The sequence below is a fragment of the Vibrio sp. AK197 genome, assembly GCF_053903115.1.
In genome coordinates this window covers 2,587,845-2,607,633 of the sequence record NZ_CP096430.1, presented here as the reverse complement: position 1 = coordinate 2,607,633, position 19,789 = coordinate 2,587,845, and the positions used below count along the sequence as shown (strand labels likewise).

At 46.0% G+C, this 19,789-nt stretch carries 13 protein-coding genes and 1 pseudogene; 9 read left to right on the top strand and 5 right to left on the bottom strand.

Features of this window, described 5'->3' with window-relative positions; translation table 11 throughout:
- Positions 1-12: 12 nt before the first annotated feature.
- The 3 genes and pseudogenes from M1D72_RS19100 (at position 13) to tnpA (ending at position 5,816) form a co-directional block, all read left to right on the top strand.
- The gene (locus M1D72_RS19100) at positions 13-2,280 is read left to right on the top strand and encodes a patatin-like phospholipase family protein (protein WP_456297432.1); all 2,268 of its coding nucleotides are present in this window, start codon (positions 13-15) and stop codon (positions 2,278-2,280) included.
- Positions 2,281-2,533: 253 nt separating this feature from the next.
- On the top strand, positions 2,534-5,131 hold the full coding sequence (acnB, locus tag M1D72_RS19095; protein WP_456296208.1) for a bifunctional aconitate hydratase 2/2-methylisocitrate dehydratase: 2,598 nt from the start codon (positions 2,534-2,536) through the stop codon (positions 5,129-5,131).
- Between the two features lie 224 nt (positions 5,132-5,355).
- Positions 5,356-5,816 (top strand): annotated as a pseudogene (gene tnpA / locus M1D72_RS19090) (IS200/IS605 family transposase).
- 159 nt (positions 5,817-5,975) lie between these two features.
- Here tnpA and M1D72_RS19085 read toward each other — a convergent pair.
- The 3 genes from M1D72_RS19085 to M1D72_RS19075 form a co-directional block, all read right to left on the bottom strand.
- Positions 5,976-7,109 (bottom strand): glycerate kinase, encoded by a 1,134-nt coding sequence (locus M1D72_RS19085; RefSeq protein WP_456296207.1) that lies wholly within the window; start codon positions 7,107-7,109, stop codon positions 5,976-5,978.
- Between the two features lie 19 nt (positions 7,110-7,128).
- The gene (locus tag M1D72_RS19080; RefSeq protein ID WP_390193625.1) at positions 7,129-8,394 is read right to left on the bottom strand and encodes a GntP family permease; all 1,266 of its coding nucleotides are present in this window, start codon (positions 8,392-8,394) and stop codon (positions 7,129-7,131) included.
- Positions 8,395-8,531: 137 nt separating this feature from the next.
- The gene (locus tag M1D72_RS19075) at positions 8,532-9,677 is read right to left on the bottom strand and encodes a sugar diacid recognition domain-containing protein (protein ID WP_390193623.1); all 1,146 of its coding nucleotides are present in this window, start codon (positions 9,675-9,677) and stop codon (positions 8,532-8,534) included.
- Between the two features lie 87 nt (positions 9,678-9,764).
- On the opposite strand from M1D72_RS19075, the gene M1D72_RS19070 reads away from it, so the two are divergent.
- The 6 genes from M1D72_RS19070 (at position 9,765) to M1D72_RS19045 (ending at position 15,817) form a co-directional block, all read left to right on the top strand.
- Positions 9,765-10,133, top strand: coding sequence for a UPF0231 family protein (locus M1D72_RS19070; protein ID WP_456296206.1), 369 nt, complete (start codon positions 9,765-9,767; stop codon positions 10,131-10,133).
- A gap of 197 nt (positions 10,134-10,330) precedes the next feature.
- Complete coding sequence (gene glnK, locus M1D72_RS19065) at positions 10,331-10,669, top strand: P-II family nitrogen regulator (RefSeq protein WP_093274608.1); 339 nt, start codon at positions 10,331-10,333, stop codon at positions 10,667-10,669.
- A gap of 27 nt (positions 10,670-10,696) precedes the next feature.
- On the top strand, positions 10,697-11,926 hold the full coding sequence (locus M1D72_RS19060) for an ammonium transporter (protein ID WP_390193619.1): 1,230 nt from the start codon (positions 10,697-10,699) through the stop codon (positions 11,924-11,926).
- 143 nt (positions 11,927-12,069) lie between these two features.
- Positions 12,070-13,083, top strand: a complete 1,014-nt coding sequence (locus M1D72_RS19055) for a Fe(3+) ABC transporter substrate-binding protein (protein ID WP_456296205.1) — start codon at positions 12,070-12,072, stop codon at positions 13,081-13,083.
- 80 nt (positions 13,084-13,163) lie between these two features.
- Positions 13,164-14,789: an ABC transporter permease gene (locus tag M1D72_RS19050; protein WP_390193614.1), complete on the top strand. Its 1,626-nt coding sequence runs from the start codon at positions 13,164-13,166 to the stop codon at positions 14,787-14,789.
- Entirely contained in the window at positions 14,789-15,817 is a 1,029-nt protein-coding gene (locus tag M1D72_RS19045) for an ABC transporter ATP-binding protein (protein ID WP_456296204.1), read from the top strand. The genes M1D72_RS19050 and M1D72_RS19045 overlap by 1 nt, the downstream gene beginning before the upstream one ends.
- Positions 15,818-15,903: 86 nt before the next feature.
- Here M1D72_RS19045 and M1D72_RS19040 read toward each other — a convergent pair whose 3' ends face one another.
- Entirely contained in the window at positions 15,904-17,316 is a 1,413-nt protein-coding gene (locus M1D72_RS19040) for a phosphoglucomutase/phosphomannomutase family protein (protein WP_456296203.1), read from the bottom strand.
- Positions 17,317-17,363: 47 nt separating this feature from the next.
- Positions 17,364-19,769, bottom strand: a complete 2,406-nt coding sequence (locus M1D72_RS19035) for a GH36-type glycosyl hydrolase domain-containing protein (RefSeq protein WP_456296202.1) — start codon at positions 19,767-19,769, stop codon at positions 17,364-17,366.
- Positions 19,770-19,789: the final 20 nt, after the last annotated feature.

Sequence of the window (19,789 nt, the reverse complement as noted above, 5' to 3'; positions counted from 1 at the left end):
AGTGTTTATTTGATGATTTTGGGGTTGCTCAGTTTTAAGGTGGCGGCGCAATCGCTCCATCCAACCCCACCACATCATCCTCAAATTGCCGTGGTGCTTGCTGGTGGTGGTGCCAAAGGTGCTGCGCATATAGGCGTTCTTAAAGCGCTCGAAGATCTGCACGTCCCAATCGACTTCATTACTGGCACCAGTATGGGGGCATTTTTTGGTGGATTGTATGCCACTGGGATGAGCGCCGATGAGATCGAAGCATTGATCTATTCGGTGGATTGGAATAGCGGCTACCGTGACCGAGTGAGCCGAAGTGATCGCCGAATTCGTGATAAAGAATATGAAGACCGCTATCAACTAACCACAGATTTAGGCGTACGCTGGGGGGAGATTCGCGCTTACCGAGGTCTCGTTCAGGGGCAAGGAATGTTACGTATTTTGCGCGAAACGTCTGGTAACTTGCCCGCTTTTGAGTCGTTTGATGAATTAGCCATTCCCTATCGGTCTGTCGCAACGGACATCGTCAAACTGGAACCTGTGATTCTTGATAAGGGCAATTTAGCCGATGCCATGATGGCAAGTATGTCGGTGCCTGGCGCTTTGCCGCCCTACAATTTGAATGGCCGGCTGCTGGTCGATGGCGGTGTGATTAATAATATGCCGGTCAACATCGCCCGTGAAATTGGTGCGGAGGTCGTCATTGCTGTGGATATCAGTACTGATTATAAAACCGAAGACGATTTCAAAACTTTTTTTACGGTTGGAGAGCAACTCTCTAACTATCTAGTTAGGCGCAGTACCAAAGAGCAGGCCGATACGTTAAGCGACACTGACTTCCTGATACGCCCTGAAGTTGGCGATATGGAAACGACGGAGTTTCAAAAAATGCCTGAGGCGTATGTCAAAGGGTATGGTGCGGTCATGGCTCTTAAGGATGAGCTGGAGAAAATTGCGCTCTCCCCAGGGGATTACCAGCGCTACATTGAGCATAAACAAAGAGTGCGACGTCAGTTGCATTATGGTTCGAATACCCGAATTGATAAGTTGGTGATCAATAATCGAACCCACTACAGCGATTTGATTCTTGAAAACAAACTCAATTTAGAGCCGGGTAATACCTATAAATCGGAAGACATTGAACAGCGAATTCAGGACTTATATGCACTGGATCGTTTCGAATTGATCAATTACCGCTACTCACAAGATGATGCGCAGCAAACCACGTTGACCGTCGACGTTAATGAAAAATCTTGGGGCCCGAATTACCTTAACTTTCGCTTTTTCTTGGAAGATGACTTTGAAACCGAAAGTCAGTATTCATTGGGAGCATCGTTTAATTTTACTGACCTCAATCAGCATGGCGCAGAACTGCGTACCAATGTTGAAATGGGCACAGATAAGTTACTCGAAGCCGAACTCTATTCGCCTTTTTTCTCTCATCAAGAAGTTTTTACGACCTTTAGTGTCGGTTATGCAGATGAGCAACGCAGTGCGCCGGTGGCTGGCTTTGAGAATACAGACCTCAGCACCACCACGAACTATTTGCCAGTCAACTATCGCCAATTTGAGTTTGAAACGACCATTGGTTACCAAGCTTGGTTGTGGCGAGAACTCAAACTCGGTATTAATTTTACCAAAGGCAGTGGCAATTACTCGACCTTGCCTTCTTATGGGGAAATTGACTTTAGAAGTTTAGGGGCGTTTATTAATTATCGAATTGATTCGTTGGATAATTACAGTTTGCCGACTCGCGGGGTTTATCTGGATCTTAAATATCGAGTTTCCCATGACAACATCAAAGATCATCAAAGCCAAATTGACCTCGAGTCTGGCGATGATACTTCCCATGAATTCCAAGCGAAATTTATGTGGGCATATACGGAAGAACGCCACACCGCGGTGGTGAATACTGACTTTGAGTGGGTGGAAAATAAAAACTCGACCATGCCGATCAACCCTAAAGAAGTGGGCGGATTCTTAAATCTGTCCGGAATTCCGCGCAATAGCTTAATTGGACAAAACAAAGCGTATGCAAGCCTTGTGTACCGTTATCGCTGGTTTGATAATAACTTCGGATTGTTCACTTCGCCCTTTTATCTTGGTGCGTCGATGGAGTATGGTGGCGTATGGACTGATGATTCATTGAATTACAAAGAATTGCCCTTGTATGTTGCTGGGTCAGTTTTTGCTGGCGTAGATTCGCCACTCGGGCCTATTATGCTCGCTTATGGACAAACGGAGCAGGGCTATAATTCTGTGTACTTGATCTTAGGTACTACTTTTAAATAGTGCACTTTGCCAAGACATAATATAAAACGGGGATATTCATCAAGTTTTGTTCCAAGTTGATATGTTGGTCAAAGTGATGAGATTTTAATTTTAAGTTAAATTTGCTATTCTCCGTTCCACAGTTTGGCCTCTCTGGCGCTGTTTCTCAGTCAAAAATGAGTGATTAAAAGGCGAAAGGGAGCCAAGTTTCCAAGGATGTTCACTCCTCATTTTTAAAAAAATATAGGAGGAACCGCAATGAGAGGAATAAGTCGTGCTTGAAGCCTACCGTAAACACGTCGAAGAGCGTGCTGCCGAAGGAGTCGTCCCTAAACCACTAGACGCTGAGCAAGTCGCTGGTCTGGTTGAACTTCTGAAAAATCCCCCTCAAGGTGAAGAAGCGTTTATTCTTGACCTGTTGGAAAACCGTATTCCACCTGGTGTTGATGAAGCGGCTTATGTAAAAGCCGGCTTTCTGACTGCTGTTGCCAAAGGTGAAGTCCAATCCCCTCTCGTCAGTCGTGAACATGCGGCCAAGCTACTTGGCACTATGCAAGGCGGCTACAACATTGAGCCTTTGGTTACCTTACTTGATGATGAACAGCTTGCTCCGATTGCTGTTGAAGCCTTGTCTCATACTTTGCTCATGTTTGACGCTTTCTATGATGTTGAAGAAAAAGCTAAAAATGGCAATGAGTTTGCGAAGACGATTCTTAAGTCGTGGGCTGAAGCCGAATGGTTCCTGAAAAAGCCTAAGCTGGAAGAAAAAGTCACGTTAACGGTCTTTAAAGTCACGGGTGAAACCAACACGGATGACTTGTCTCCAGCTCCAGATGCTTGGTCTCGACCTGATATTCCTGTCCACGCTTTGGCGATGCTCAAAAACGAACGTGAAGGAATTGAGCCGGATCAGCCAGGAACAATTGGCCCGATCAAACAGATCGAAGCGCTAAAAGAGAAAGGCCACAAACTGGTGTACGTTGGTGACGTGGTTGGTACAGGCTCTTCTCGTAAATCTGCGACCAACTCTGTGCTTTGGTTTATGGGTGATGACATTCCGTTTGTGCCGAACAAGCGCGCAGGCGGTTTTGTGCTTGGCGGTAAGATTGCCCCGATTTTCTACAATACGATGGAAGACGCTGGTGCATTACCTATTGAGTTGGATGTATCGAAGCTGGACATGGGGGATGTGATTGATGTTTACCCTTATGAAGGCAAAGTTTGCGCTCACGGCACGGATGAAGTCCTGTCGACTTTCAAATTGAAAACCGGTGTTTTGCTTGACGAAGTACGTGCTGGCGGACGTATTCCACTGATCATTGGTCGTGGCTTAACAGATAAAGCACGTGAGTCTCTTGGTCTTGAGCCAAGTGATGTATTCGCGAAACCTGTGCCAGTTGCTGATTCAGGCAAGGGATTCACTCTTGCACAGAAAATGGTCGGTAAAGCGTGTGGTGTCGAAGGCATTCGTCCTGGTACTTACTGTGAACCGAAAATGACCACCGTTGGCTCGCAAGATACCACCGGTCCAATGACCCGTGACGAGCTCAAAGATTTAGCGTGTCTAGGATTCTCTGCAGATTTAGTCATGCAGTCATTCTGTCACACCTCGGCGTATCCAAAACCTGTCGACGTCAATACGCACCATACTTTACCCGATTTCATTATGAATCGCGGTGGTGTCTCTCTACGTCCTGGTGACGGTATTATCCACTCATGGTTAAACCGTATGTTGCTACCTGATACCGTGGGTACAGGCGGTGATTCACATACCCGTTTCCCTCTTGGTATTTCTTTCCCTGCGGGGTCTGGTCTTGTGGCGTTCGCTGCGGCAACCGGTGTGATGCCTCTTGATATGCCTGAGTCAGTGTTAGTGCGTTTTAAGGGAAAAATGAAGCCAGGTATCACGTTACGTGATTTGGTTCATGCGATCCCTTATTACGGTATTAAACAAGGTCTATTAACGGTAGAGAAAGCAGGTAAAATTAATGAGTTCTCTGGTCGCGTGTTGGAGATTGAAGGTCTTGAGCATTTAACGGTTGAGCAGGCGTTTGAATTATCAGATGCATCGGCTGAGCGTTCAGCCGCTGGTTGTACCGTGAAATTATCTCAAGAATCGATTTCTGAGTACCTCAACTCTAACATCACTATGCTGAAATGGATGATCTCAGAAGGTTATGGCGATCGCCGTACGATTGAGCGTCGCGTGAAAGCAATGGAAGAGTGGTTAGCGAAACCTGAATTGATGGAAGCGGATAAAGATGCCGAATATGCGCATGTTGTCGAAATCGATCTCGCAGAAATCGATCAGCCAATTCTGTGTGCACCAAACGACCCGGATGATGCTCGCCTGTTGTCAGATGTTCAAGGTACGGAAATTGATGAAGTGTTTATCGGTTCTTGTATGACTAACATCGGTCACTTCCGCGCTGCGGGTAAACTGCTTGATAAGTACAATGGTCAATTGGAAACACGTCTTTGGGTGGCTCCACCAACCAAAATGGATAAAGACCAACTGATTGAAGAAGGTTACTATGGCATCTTTGGCCGTGCCGGGGTGCGTATAGAAACGCCGGGATGTTCATTGTGTATGGGTAACCAAGCACGTGTTGCTGAGAAATCAACCGTAATGTCGACGTCGACACGTAACTTCCCGAACCGTCTTGGTAATGGTGCGAACGTATTTTTGGCCTCAGCAGAACTTTCTGCAGTGGGGGCTATTATTGGCCGTATTCCGACCAAAGATGAGTACCTGCAGTATGCTGAGCAAATCGATGCAACAGCAGCCGATACTTATCGTTACCTCAACTTCCACTTGATGGATAACTATGTTGAGAAAGCGCAGGATGTTATTTTCCAAGAGCCAGCGTAAGCAGCTCTAGCGCAGCTTGCCCTAGAATATCCATAGGGTAAGCAACAGAAAAAAAGCCGCTGAACTCAGCGGCTTTTTTATTGTATAGAGAAAACCCCCAGCTAGGCTGGGGGTTCCGTAAAGCTTATAGCTATAAGTCAGTTATATAACCCCTTTCAATTTGATAAAAACGTCTTGTGGTCTGGCAACTGCAAGAGTTAATTAAGAATTGAAAGGGGGTCCCAATGGGGGACGAAAAGAGCTTAGCGCACACGCGCTGGAACTGTAAATACCACATAGTCTTTGCACCGAAATATAGAAGGCAAGTTTTCTACGGAGAAAAACGTAGAGCGATAGGTGAAATATTGAGGAAACTATGTGAATGGAAAAATGTGAACATTCTTGAAGCGGAATGTTGCGCGGATCATATCCACATGCTTTTAGAAATACCGCCCAAAATGAGTGTTTCAGGGTTTATGGGGTACTTGAAAGGCAAAAGTAGCCTAATGCTTTATGAACGATTCGGCGATTTGAAGTTTAAATATAGAAATCGAGAGTTTTGGTGCCGAGGTTATTAGTAGATACGGTAGGTAAGAATACGAGCAAGATACAAAATTACATCAAGCACCAATTAGAGCAAGATAAAATGGGAGAGCAATTATCGCTCCCGTATTCAGGTAGCCCGTTTACGGGCCGCAGGAAATAGTCATATGCAAATGTCAGATCACTACGCGCCTGCTAGGGCGCTGCCAGTAGGAGAGCCTTATAGGCGCATATGAAAAACCACCGGCTATGCCGGTGGATACTTTTTTTTGGTCAGTAACCAAGTTATTTGGTCACGATGATGTGGTCAAACAACAAGCGTTTAATAGCGCATTTTGTACATCGCTGCGACATTACGCGCGGTCAATTTCAGGTTATCGGCTGCTTGTTCTAGAGCCATTTTTAATGGCACTGCTCCATTTACCACCGAAAATACCGCATCAATCCCATGCTCATGTACGACACCACAATCTTGAGCCAAACTGCCTGCAATACCGATCACCGAAAGGTCGTGCTTTTTAGCCATTCGAGCGACACCGATTGGTGTCTTACCATGAATGGTTTGGCTGTCAATTCGACCTTCACCAGTAATCACTAAATCAGTATCGGCGAGGACATCATCAAAGTTGACCGCATCCATGACAATATCAATACCTGGACGAAGTTGAGCGCCAAGAAGCGCAACAAACGCCGCTCCTAGGCCACCAGCAGCACCCGCGCCTGGAAGATCTTTGACTGAGCAGCCAAGATCGCGTTCAATGATCTGGGCGTAGTGTGCTAAGTTTTCATCCAAGGTTTTGACCATCTCCTCCGTCGCGCCTTTTTGAGGGCCAAACACATGTGAGGCGCCTTTAGGACCACAAAGTGGATTATCAACATCACAAGCGACCTCAAGGGTGATTTGACTTAAGCGAGGATCTAACTCGTTCACATCAATTCGAGCCAATTTATTGAGCTCACCACCACCAGCGCCGAGAGCATTTCCTTCGGCATCCAGCATTTTGACACCTAAGGCTTGCGCCATACCGAGACCACCGTCATTAGTCGCACTGCCACCAATACCGATGATGATATGTTTCACGCCCTGATCGAGTACCGCTCTGATCAGCTCGCCAGTACCCACGCTGCTGGTCAGTAACGGGTTTCGCTGCTCGAATGAGACTAAGTGCAAACCAGAGGCCGCTGCCATTTCAATTACTGCGGTTTTTTTGTCCCCCATCAGGCCAAAAAAACCTTTAACACGATTGCCTAGCGGCGCGGTAACATCGAGTTCAACGATAGAACCTTGAGTGGCATCAACCAAAGACTGTACGGTGCCTTCACCACCATCTGCCATGGGAAGCTTTACGTACTCAGCGTCTGGCAAGACTTGGCGAAAACCTTGCTCAATCGCTTGAGCGACCTCCATCGCCGTCAAGCTCTCTTTGAAAGAATCTGGAGCAATGACAATTTTCATTTTATGTTCCTAACTGAAATTAAATAAACCAGCCGAAGACGCCAAAGACCATCACAGAGATGAACGCAATCATAAGACCGACCGCAGATTCATAAGGGATTAATTTTAGACGTTCACGAATATCCATGTGCACGGCACCACCAGTGGCATGGAAGAAGCTACCATGAGGCATGTGATCCAATACCGTTGCCCCCGAGTGGATCATTGCTGCACCGGCCAATGCTGGTACACCTAACTCAAGAATAGTATGGCTAAACACATTGGAAGCGACGGCAGTACCTGCCGTTGTTGATGCGGTGGCCAATGACATCATGGCACCTGAAATAGGGGCAAGTAAATATGAAGGCAGCCCGGAAGCGGTCAATAGATCAATCAGACCGTCTTTAAGACCGGAATGAGCAATAATACCGGCTAGAGTACCCGTACCTAACAGCATCACGGCCACTGGCGCCATGCGGCTCAGTCCTGATACGGCAAAATGATTAGTGTCACGGAAGCGTCCCATGACCAATGCTCCCAGCAGGCCTCCAAGTGGTAAAGCAATCAGTGGATCCACATTGATGTCTGCGATAGGACGAAGCGCAAGCAAGGCAATCGCCACTAATGGAGCAACAATTGCAGCGCCAAAGCCAGGCAGCTTGGCATGATCAACTGCGATCACTTCTTTCTCTTGCACTTTTGAGCCGCGATTAACCAGCTTTTTGGCAATGAAATACGCGAAGAACATACCGCATAATCCTGGAATAATACCTGCGGCCATGACGGAGGTCAGAGGTACATTAAAGGCATCGGCTGCTGCAATGGCATTCGGGTTAGGTGACATCACGTTTCCTGCTTTACCACCACCGATCATCGCCAGCAAAATGGCCATTTTAGAAAGGTCTGCACGACGAGCGATAGCGAGAGCAATAGGCGAGACGGTGATGACCGCAACGTCAACGAAAACGCCAACAGCAGTCAAAATCATCGTGGCGAGGGCTAGAGCTAATAACGCTCGTGTTTCGCCAACTTTTTTTACAATGGTTTCTGCAATTGATGTAGCGGCACCAGACTCAATCAGTACGCCTGCCAATACACCCGCCGCCAATATGCGCAGGACTGCGGTGACAATTCCTTGAGCACCACCAATCATCAAACTGACCGTTTCTGTCAGTGAGACCCCACCGACCACACCGCCGATTAAGGCACCAATAATCATGCCGTATGCAGGTGGTACTTTTTTTAAGATCAATGTGATTGCTACAACTAATGCAGCCAGAGCACCTAAAGTAGAGACTTCAATCATGTTCTATTTCCATAGTATTTTTAGGTTTTTAACTTGGCTACTATATGGAAAGCGATGCATCGCTTCTTTGTACTATTGAACAAATAGTCGGCATGCAAGACCTTAGTTTGTTGTGTTTTTTTACAAGATTTCAGACGTTATAGGTGGAACTGGCAGGCTAAATACAGCAAAGTTTTCTCATTTAACTTATTGAAATTTAAAGATGTTATCTTTTCTACTTGTTCCAGTCGATAACGTAGAGTATTGCGATGAATATGTAGGCTTGCACTAGTTTGATGCAGGTCGCAGTTTTGGGAAAAATAAATGTGCAGGGTTTTCAGCAACGTCCCTTTTTTGTCATGCCTTTCAAGTTTATCAATCGGCTCTCTGAGTAATTGTTGCTGCCAATCTTGATACTCTATACCGCTGAGTAACACGGGTAATTGGTGGTCGCTATAGAACAGCAGTGACTTTGTACTGTTCTGCTTTAATTGCATGGTTAATCGTGCTGTTTCAAAGGATTGCGCCAATCCTGAGAGAGCGGGGAAGTAATCGCCAATCGCAATTTTGACCGAAAATTCGTTTTCCTGCTGAATGCGTTTGAGAAGAGTATGCAGTCGTTTCGTCTCAATATCTTGGGACCAACCTTGTGAAGTGATGCTTATTGGTCTTAATGCCACAATTTGGTTCGATGAGACGGAAAGAATACCAACTATGCTGTCTTTTTCTGGTGATTCGAGAAGGTGAACCACTCTTTGCAAGTGTTCAAGGGTGATCACATGCCCCTTTTTGGGGATGACTTTGATCACTGATGCAATTCTTGGTTGGCTGAGATCCAAATTTAGCCGTTCAGCAATGGAGTTGATCTGCTCTTCTTTAAGCGTAACTCCTTTTATCAACTGAAGTAGTAGTTCTTCACGATGGCGTTTATTCCACTCGATCTTGGACATCATATCCGCTTGTTCTATGATCAACTCAGCGGTCATTTTTACTAATTCGCCATAGCGCCTAACGTCATCGGGTTGTCCTGAAATTCCAACCACACCAATGACTTGATCTTGATAGTGAATCGGTAAATTGATGCCCGGCTTTACGCCTTGGAGGTTTTCGGCGGTGGCTACGTTAATATCAACGACACGGTTGTCAGTGATCGCCAAAATAGCACCGTCATGTTGCTGGTAGAGTCGGTTTGGGTCGCCAGAGCCAATGATTCGTCCTTGTTCGTCCATGACATTAATCGAGTAGTGAATAATTTTCATGGCCCGTTCAACGATTTGTTTGGCGATCACTTCATTTAACTGCATGATTTCTATTTGGAGTCTACGAGTGGAATCAAGGATAATATCAGGCAAAGTACAATAAGCTATAGTGATTAGCCAAACGGAAACACGATGGATTACGAATTTAAAAAAAATACTCTGGATGGCAGTTATACCTGTTCGTTCTCAATGGGCCATGAAGTGCTGGGGCGCTGGCTGCAAGAGGAAGTCGGAAATCGTTTAGAAAGAGTAGAAGAAATCTTTGATTTAATTGTAAGTTCTAAAAAAAATAACAGCCAAACTTTTCAATTAGTTGGTCGTGAGATCAGTATGTTTATTTCGAATAATGAAGTTGAAATAAAGCAAAATGCGCTTGAAGGAGAGGGAGATGAACTTTCTGGTGAGTCTTTTGAGATCTATGACAGCGAAAGTGTGAGCTATTGTGGTTTAGAAGATTTCGATTTAGTGATGCAAGATTGGAAAAAATTCATCATGCGCTGAAAACCAACTGCACTGAATTGGTGAGCGAATAAAAAAGCGCATTGTTTTAGGGAAAGGGTTGCACTCAAAAAGTGCAACCCTTTTTGTTATATGCAAAGGATTTTACTAAATCTTTTAACTATCAATAGGTTAAAAAGTTGGCACGACACTTGTTTTGTTTATTGCTGTGAAAGGAAGACTGCTTCAGAGAGGATGCAATGAAACTCATTAACGCCATAATCAAACCGTTCAAATTAGACGATGTTCGCGAAGCACTTGCTGATGTGGGTATCGAGGGTATGACTGTTTCAGAAGTCAAAGGCTTCGGACGTCAAAAGGGTCACACCGAGCTTTATCGCGGTGCCGAATACCAGGTAGATTTTCTACCAAAAGTAAAATTGGAGATCGCAACTCAAGCTGAGAACGTTGATCGCGTGATTGAAGCCATCACTAAAGCAGCGCACACCGGAAAAATCGGTGACGGTAAGATCTTCGTTTACGATCTGAGCCATGCCGTTCGTATCCGTACTGGTGAAATGGATACAGAAGCGCTGTAAAAGAATAATAAGGATTGGAGTAATACTATGGAAATCGCAACAACAGTAACCGAGTTACGTTATGCACTTGATACCTTCTACTTCCTCATTTCCGGTGCGTTGGTAATGTGGATGGCAGCAGGGTTTGCCATGCTTGAAGCGGGCCTTGTTCGCTCAAAGAACACAACTGAAATTTTAACTAAGAACTTCGTTCTTTATGCTATCGCTTGTACTATGTACCTGCTAGTGGGTTACCACATCATGTATGTAGATAACGCAGAAGGCGGTTGGCTTCCTTCATTCGGAGCACTGATTGGCTCTCAAGGTGAAGGTGCAGACCACTCTCTAGAATCTGATTTCTTCTTCCAAGTTGTGTTCGTTGCAACAGCAATGTCAGTGGTTTCTGGCGCAGTTGCTGAACGTATGAAACTATGGGCGTTCTTGATTTTCTCTGTTGTACTAACAGCGTTTATCTACCCTATGGAAGGCTACTGGACTTGGGGCGGCGGTTTCCTATCTGCTGCTGGCTTCAGCGACTTTGCTGGTTCTGGTATCGTTCATATGGCGGGTGCCTCTGCTGCGCTTGCAGGTGTACTGTTGCTGGGTGCTCGTAAAGGTAAATACGGTAAAAACGGCGAAATCTTCCCAATCCCTGGTTCAAACATGCCACTAGCAACGCTAGGTACCTTTATTCTATGGTTTGGCTGGTTTGGCTTTAACGGTGGTTCTCAGCTTATGGTTTCTGACTTTGAGAACGCAACAGCCGTTGGTCAAATTTTCCTAAACACTAACGCAGCTGCAGCCGCAGGTTCTATTGCCGCACTTCTTGTTTGTAAAACAACTTGGGGCAAAGCTGACCTAACTATGATCCTTAACGGTGCACTTGCTGGTCTTGTTGCGATTACTGCTGACCCACTATCACCAAGCCCGCTTTACTCTGTGGCTATCGGTGCTGTTGCTGGTGCAATCGTTGTGTTTAGCATTATTGGTCTTGATAAACTAAAAATCGACGATCCAGTGGGTGCTATCTCTGTACACGGTGTGTGTGGCTTCTTTGGTCTAATGGTTGTGCCTCTAAGCAATGGTGATGCTTCATTTGGTTCTCAGCTACTTGGTGCCGTTGTTATCTTTGCTTGGGTATTCGTAGCGAGCTTGATTGTATGGGCTATCTTGAAAGCAACGATCGGTATCCGAGTTTCTGAAGACGAAGAAATGGAAGGTATGGACATGCATGACTGTGGTGTTGGTGCTTACCCTGAATTCGTTACTGTGAAATAAACTTTCGGTTACAAAACGAAACGAAAAAAACCTGCCCTCGGGCAGGTTTTTTGTTTTTACAGCGTTGTATACCGTTTTAGTCTGCTTATAATTATTCAATTGATAATCATTATTACTACTAATAATTGTAAAGGACTGCCTGAATGACTAAATATTTTCCACTTTCTCTATTGGCACTAAGTGCGCTGACTCCATCAGCGATGGCTGCTGAAGAAGTCAATGTTTACTCTTATCGTCAACCGTTTCTCGTGGAACCTATGCTTGAAGAGTTCACGCGTGAAACCGGGATTCGTGTCAATGTGAAATTTGCTAAAACGGGTATCGCAGAAAAGTTAGTTCAGGAAGGTGAGTACAGCCCGGCGGACGTTTTGCTCACCGTGGATATTGCTCGCCTCTCGGAACTCACCGATAAGAAAGTGGTTCAGCCTGTAAATAGCGAAGTTCTTGAAGCCAATATTCCAAGTCAATATCAAGACAGTAATAACGAGTGGTTTGGTTTAACAACGCGCACTCGTTCTGTGTATTCGTCAAAAGAGCGTATTGGAAAGCTTGGCCAAGACTTTGAGTATCTTGATCTTGCCAAGCCTGAATTCAAAGGAAAAATCTGTACGCGTAGTGGAAAGCACCCTTACAACATTTCATTGGTATCATCGATGATCGCTCATTATGGTGAGGCAGAAACCAAACAGTGGCTGGAAGGCGTCAAAGCTAACTTAGCACGTAAGCCACAAGGTAATGACCGTGCTCAAGTTAAAGCAATCAAGGAAGGTTTGTGTGACGTTTCTCTGGGTAATAGCTACTACTTAGGCAAAATGGTGACAGACCCTGAACAAAAAGCGTGGGCAGACTCGGTGTATATCAACTTCCCTAACCAAGATAGCACAGGTACGCATGTGAATATCTCTGGGATGGCGATGGCGAAATACGCACCTAACCGTGAAAATGCATTGAAACTGATGGAGTTTTTATCAAACGACACCGCACAGACAATGTATGCTGAGATCAACTTTGAATACCCGGTGAAACCAGGCGTTGAACCGTCTGAATTAGTGGGCTCATGGGGTGAGTTTAAAGCGGATACCTTGCCTTTAGATGAGATTGCGGCACATCACGAAGCGGCAATAAAGTTACTTGATGAAGTGAAATTTGATCTTTAATTGTTATTATTGTTGGCAATGAAAGACTTAACACAGCGCGGGTTGTTGTAAGCGCTGTAATTTTCGCCCATTAGGCCTTAATGAAAGATAAACATTATTTATGGCAGGCCAGTAGTGGCGTTCTCACGCTGCTACTGGTATTGCCTATTGTCGCGATTTTCTATACCTCGGTCGGAGACACTGATGAGCTATTTGCCCATCTGATGTCAACGGTCATGCCTACCTACGCCTATAACACCATTTTACTGACGCTAGGGGTGATGGTTTTAGCGCTCCTATTTGGTATTCCAAGTGCTTGGTTTATGGCGATGTGTCGTTTACCTGGCGAACGATTTTTACAATGGGCTTTGGTATTACCGCTCGCGATGCCTGGCTATATTGTCGGTTATATCTTTACTGATTGGTTTGATTTTGCAGGCCCTATCCAAGTCATGCTGCGCGATATCACGGGTTGGCAGGCTAAGGAGTATTGGTTTCCTGATATTCGAACGTTAACCGGCGCCGCGATTGTGCTGGCGTTGGTGCTCTATCCCTATGTGTATTTGCTGTGCCGCGCTGCATTTATGGAGCAGAATGTCTCTTTGCTCCAATCGGCGCGGTTATTAAAATGTTCCCCTTGGCAGAGCTTTCGACGTGTCTCTCTCCCTCTTGTACGCCCAGCAATCGCAGTCAGTCTGTCACTTGTCGCTATGGAGACGATTGGTGACTTTGGCACGGTCAGTTATTTTGCGGTGAATACCTTAACCACGGCGGTTTATGACACTTGGCTTGGATATTCCAGCCTAAGTGCTGCGGCGAAAATCTCGGCGATGATGTTGGTTCTCATCGTTATACTGCTCAGTAGTGAGCGTTATAGCCGGCGTAAACAGAAGCTATTTCAAAGTGAATTTACCAGTCGTGAAGATTTTCGCTACACGCTGAAGGGATGGAAGAAGTGGTGTGCTCTGATTTGGTGTTGGGGTTTGATTGCTGTGGCTTTCATTTTTCCTTTAGGACAATTGATGGTCTTTGCATGGCATTATTTCGCACAAAGTTGGACTGAAGAATTTCGCCAGTTTGCACTTAATAGTTTGTATGTATCATTGGCAGCCGCTGTCGTCAGCGTGATGGTGGCGTTGACGGTCAATTTCTATCATCGCTTAGAAAGCAACAAGCGTAGCTTGAGTTTTTTGCGCTTATCTTCACTTGGGTATGCGGTGCCTGGAACGGTATTAGCGATAGGAATAATGGTGCCGGTTTTGTCACTGGATCATGCAATCAATGATGTCGCGAAGTGGATGGATTGGGGACGGCCTGGTCTGATTTTCTCTGGCACCATGTTAGCGTTGATTTTTGCTATGGTTGTACGTTTCTCAGCCGTTGCGATTGGCAGTGTTGAAAGCAGCTTAAGTAAGCTCTCTCCTTCTCTGGATATGGCTTCAAGAACCATGGGTTGTACGCCAAATCAAATGCTGCGGCGAGTACATCTGCCTCTGATTAAACGTGGGGCTCTGATTGCCGGGTTACTGGTCTTTATCGAGTCAATGAAAGAGCTCAATGCCTCTTTATTGCTGCGTCCTTTCAATTTTGAAACTCTGGCGACTTATGTCTACAACTTTGCCTCAGATGAGCAGTTAGAGCTAGCCGCACTTCCTGCCGTTTTGTTGGTGCTGGTGGGACTGGTGCCTCTCGTATTAGTTAACCGTTCCTTGGAGCAAACACACTGATGAATAGCGCATTATCGATTAATCACCTGACGTGTAAGTATGATCAACAAGTGATTCTTGAATCGCTGTCTCTGAAGGTAGAGCAGGGTGAGATCGTTTGTTTGCTGGGAGCCAGTGGCTGCGGGAAAACAACGTTACTCAAAGCCATTGCGGGGTTGTTACCACTCAGCTCTGGCAGTATTAGTTTGCGCCATCAAACATTGGACGATGGACGCGATTGGCTACCTCCAGAGCAGCGCAATATTGGTATGATTTTTCAAGATTACGCTCTGTTTCCTCATCTCACTGTGGCGGAGAATGTCGGCTTTGGATTGACGGACGTTAAGCCTAATGAGCGCGCTGACAAGGTCAATGAAATGTTGCATCTGGTGCACTTGCAAGACTTCGCCCAGCGCTATCCACATCAATTGTCTGGCGGACAGCAACAACGTGTGGCCATTGCTCGGTCACTGGCTTATAAGCCGGATTTACTGTTGCTAGATGAACCTTTTTCTAATATTGATACTCAGGTTCGTCATGAGCTTATTGCTGAAATACGTCGATTATTCAAACAGCAAGGCGTGACCGCGATTTTTGTCACTCATAGCCGTGAAGAGGCGTTCGCTTTTGCTGATAAGATGGCGGTGATGAACCACGGCGTTATTGAACAATACGGAACCGCGAGTGAGCTTTATTACCACCCTTCGAGTAAGTTCGTCGCCGATTTTCTTGGTGGAGGAAGTTACCTAGCGGCTCGGCGAATTTCTGAGTCGGAGTATCAAACACAGCTTGGTTGTATCCCTGCAAAAGCGCAACACAATATCGATTTAAACCAAGCTTGCGAGCTGTTGCTTCGTCCACAGCATCTGGTGCTAGAAGCGGTGAATAACAGCGATATTCATGTTTTAGAGCAGCAGTTTATGGGCGATCATTGTCGCTATGTGATCAATGCGAGCGGCAGCCAATTATTGGCAAGCTCCAACGAGCCATTGACGGTAGGGCAAGCCGTGGCGGTGAGACTTCAGCCGCAAGGCGTATTGGCGTTTTAACCGCCGAGTGCTAGTCGCAGAATCAAAAATAGGGGACTTCATATCCCCTACTTCTGTGCAATGATTGGCCTTAAAGATACTCACTCCTACAGAGCTAGAAAATGTTTCATTATCTTGACCATATTCTGTGCTGAGGGTTTATCTGCCATTTCCGAAAATATCCGCAGCAGTGGTTCTGTCCCTGAAAATCGAGCAATGACCCACCCTCCATTGCTAAAATAAACTTTAGCGCCATCGTCGTAACTTACGCGCTCTATCGCCACGACAAAATCTGGTAGCTGACGTTGGACATAGAGTTTGTCATGCAATCTCTGCTTCTGTTCTGGTTTAAAACTGCAGTCGCCTTCTGCCGTATAAGCATAACCGTATCTATCGTAAATTTCGCCGAGTAATTGAGACAGGGTCTTGCCTGTGACCGAGATCATTTCAATCAGTAAGCTTGAGGCAAACACCCCATCTTTCCCTTTGATATGCCCGCGAATTGTCAAGCCTCCTGAACTTTCGCCGCCAAGCAGCGCATCGGCTGCTTCCATTTGAGCGCTGATATGCTTAAAGCCTACAGGAACCTCAAAGCTCTTTTCTCCGTACTCAGCGGCGATCTTGTCCAATAAATGGGTGGTTGCGATATTTCTGACTACAGAGCCGCGCCAGCCTTTATATTCAAGTAGGTAGTAATAAAGTAGCAATAAGACTTCATTCGGATGAATAAAGTGCCCTTGTTCATCGATGATACCCAAGCGATCAGCGTCACCATCAGTGCCAATGCCAATGTCATAGCCTTCAGCGGCGACCAGATGTTTGAGCCGATAAAGCGTTGTGGCGTTTGGTGAAGGCATTAAACCGCCAAAATCAGGATTTTTTCCATCGTGGATGACATCAACATCGCAGCGGCCGTTAATTAACACGGTTTGCAGTGCATTTTTCGCCACGCCGAACATCGGATCGATCAATACTCGCAAATTCGCTGCTTTAATGGCCTCAATATCGATAAAGTTAATGATTGAATCGACAAATTCATTCATTGGGTTGATGATCTTGATTAAGCCATCATTGACGGCATGATCAAAGTCGACGCTATAAACATCACCAAAGGTTAATTGCGCGATTTGGCTTTCTATCCTCTGAGTAATCTCTTCGTCAGCATCGCGCCCCCCTTGGATAAAGACTTTAATGCCATTGTAGTCAGCTGGGTTGTGCGAAGCGGTAATGCATGCAGAGTAGGCGCAGTCCATCTGTTTCGCTTTAAACATCACGACAGGGGTAGGGACAAATTTATCGATGAAGCTGACGTTAATCCCATTGGCAGCTAAAACTTCTGCCAGCCAACGCGCGGCTTTGTCTGACAAAAACCGGCGGTCATAACCAATAACGAATCCGCTTTGTTGTTTGCCTTCTTGATTGAGAATATTGGCCAGTGCTTGCGCGATAAGGCGAACATTATCGCGTGTAAACTCTTCGCCAATCAAGGCTCGCCAGCCTCCTGTTCCAAATTGAATCATGACTCATTCCTTGTATTTGGCCTCACGCTATGAGGCCTTATCATTGCTTAACCGAGCGTAACCACGACATGGTTCACTGTGCCTTGAGGTTGAGCGAGAATATCTCCCTCGATAGCGCTGCCATTGAGCTGTATTCTTTTTACTCCTTTGCTAACGCCAGATGGATTCTTGACGGTAATGACGTAGCGAGCCCCGCGCCATTGGCGAGTGACTTCAAACCCTGGCCAGTCGGTGGGAATACAAGGGTCTATTGTTAATGCATCAAACCCGGTACGGATGCCAAGAATAAAGTTGGTGACGGCAAAATAGGCCCATCCTGAGGTGCCGGTGAGCCACGGATGATTGGCTCGGCCATGATCTTGGTGATCTCGGCCCATAACAAATTGCACGTACGAGTAAGGTTCTGCGATACGTTTTTCGATCATGTCATTTTGATTGTAAGGATTAAGCGCGTCATAAAATTTCATCGCACGATCACCGCGTCCTAGCTTTGCTTCCGCCACCCAAGCCCAGGGGTTCGGGTGTGAGAAAATAGCGCCATTTTCTTTCACGCCTTGGTAAACTCGTGTGACAAAACCGATATCATCATTGGGGGTGGCGAATGACGGGGCATTCAGGTGTAACCCGTAATCACTGAATAAATGCTGGTCAACGGCATCCATCGCTTGCTGGCCGCGAGCAGGCTCTGCGAGGCCGGAAAGTACGGCAAGCGTATTTGACTCAAGATGAATCCGACCTTCCGTTTGTTGCGCCGTTCCAATTTTATCGCCTTGCTGAGTCAGGCCGCGAATATACCAGCCGCCTTCTTCATCCCATAACTCACTCTCACAGGCTTCTTTTACGTCTGCAGCCATACGTGTGTAATGCTCGGCGTCTTGAGTTTTACCTCGATATTGAGCGAGGGCGATAAATTCTTGTAATGCCCAGAAATGTAAGAATGACACCATTGCAGACTCACCACCGCCTAGGTTTAAACAATCATTCCAATCCGCGCGCAGCCCTTTACAAATCCCACTTTGACCAACATGCAAGGCGGAAAAATCCAGTGCGGCTTTCATGTGCTGGTAAACCGTGTCTTCACCACCATCAGCGTAAGGAATAACTTGGTCAATAAAGTCATGATCTCCGGTCTCCATTACGTAGCGGCATATGGTTGGAATCAGCCAAAGGTGATCGTCAGAGCAGGTATCTTTGATGCCGTGGATTTTATCTTCATTCGAGGGCGTAGGAACGACCGTGGGTGATTTGGATGGCGCGACATCTGCTTTGTCGGGATCGAACCAGTCAGGATCAAACAGATGCAAACCGTAGCCTGCTTGTACTTGACCTCGTAGAAGATCAATAAGGCGCTTACGGGTCTTATCTGGGTTGGTATGGGGCACGGAGATGGCGTCTTGCGCCGTATCACGGTAACCAAGCCCAGTGCGTCCACCGACCTCGATAAAGGAAGCAAAACGTGACCAAACCACGCAAGTCTCTGCTTGATACAAGGTCCAAGTGTTGATCATGGTATCTAACCCTGGGTTGGGTGAGCGGACTTGAAATTGGTCACAGCGTTGTTGCCAATGCTGCTGAATCTGGGCAAATGCGCTGTCAACGTTGTGTGGTTTCTGGTAATGCTGGCGAAGGCGTTGACCGTTGCCTTTGCCGATGCCTAATAAGTAGGCAAAGCGGACTTCCTCACCCGGCTGTAATTCAAATTGTTTATGTAAAGAACCACAGTGGTTATAGCAAGTTTGCGCTGAGTTTGAGCATTGACCTTGTTCAACCGCAATCGGGTTCGATTCATCACGATAAAGACCTAAAAACTGATCGCGTTGACCGTCATAAGAGTCTGGTTCAAACGTCGATGCCAGATAGTAAAAACCTTCAAATTCATCGGTGTTGTAGAAAAGGTCATATTCAATCACGCCTTGTTGGTAGCTGGTGCCTGCTGAATAGAGTGACATTTGATGATTTTGGTTATCCGAAGCGATATGGCTAAAAGAGAACTCAACAAAAGAGAAGGCGCTGATTTTTCTCGGTGTATCGCCAGTATTGCGAATCACTACATCCCAAATCTCAACGTCTTCACCCTTAGGAACAAACAGTGTTTTGGTCGCCACAATAGAGGAATACTCGCAGCGAAATTTAGAGTAGGAGAGGCCATGACGTACTTCATAATTGGCTTCATTGAGGCTTTTGGCGACTGGTTGCCAAGAGATAGACCAATAATCACCAGTGTCATCATCTCTCAGATATACGTAGTGCCCTGGGCGGTCAAAGCTTGCATTGGGGCGGAATTTGGTTATTCGATTGTACTCTGGAGAGTTATAGAATGCGTATCCTCCTGCATTATGGGAGATCACGGAACAAAACTTTTCTGTACCGAGATAGTTGGTCCATGGAGCAGGTGCGTCTGGGCGCGTAATGACGTATTCGCGATTTTCATTGTCGAAATAGCCGTATTTCATGGCGTTATCCTTGTAAAAAT

Bases quoted from the DNA above. Each gene is read 5' to 3' on its own strand.
- M1D72_RS19100 (WP_456297432.1), top strand. From the start codon at position 13: ATGATTTTGGGGTTGCTCAGTTTTAAGGTGGCGGCGCAATCGCTCCAT.
- M1D72_RS19085 (WP_456296207.1), bottom strand. From the start codon at position 7,109: ATGAAAATTGTCATTGCTCCAGATTCTTTCAAAGAGAGCTTGACGGCG.
- M1D72_RS19080 (WP_390193625.1), bottom strand. From the start codon at position 8,394: ATGATTGAAGTCTCTACTTTAGGTGCTCTGGCTGCATTAGTTGTAGCA.
- M1D72_RS19075 (WP_390193623.1), bottom strand. From the start codon at position 9,677: ATGCAGTTAAATGAAGTGATCGCCAAACAAATCGTTGAACGGGCCATG.
- M1D72_RS19070 (WP_456296206.1), top strand. From the start codon at position 9,765: ATGGATTACGAATTTAAAAAAAATACTCTGGATGGCAGTTATACCTGT.
- glnK (WP_093274608.1), top strand. From the start codon at position 10,331: ATGAAACTCATTAACGCCATAATCAAACCGTTCAAATTAGACGATGTT.
- M1D72_RS19060 (WP_390193619.1), top strand. From the start codon at position 10,697: ATGGAAATCGCAACAACAGTAACCGAGTTACGTTATGCACTTGATACC.
- M1D72_RS19055 (WP_456296205.1), top strand. From the start codon at position 12,070: ATGACTAAATATTTTCCACTTTCTCTATTGGCACTAAGTGCGCTGACT.
- M1D72_RS19050 (WP_390193614.1), top strand. From the start codon at position 13,164: ATGAAAGATAAACATTATTTATGGCAGGCCAGTAGTGGCGTTCTCACG.
- M1D72_RS19045 (WP_456296204.1), top strand. From the start codon at position 14,789: ATGAATAGCGCATTATCGATTAATCACCTGACGTGTAAGTATGATCAA.
- M1D72_RS19040 (WP_456296203.1), bottom strand. From the start codon at position 17,316: ATGATTCAATTTGGAACAGGAGGCTGGCGAGCCTTGATTGGCGAAGAG.
- M1D72_RS19035 (WP_456296202.1), bottom strand. From the start codon at position 19,769: ATGAAATACGGCTATTTCGACAATGAAAATCGCGAATACGTCATTACG.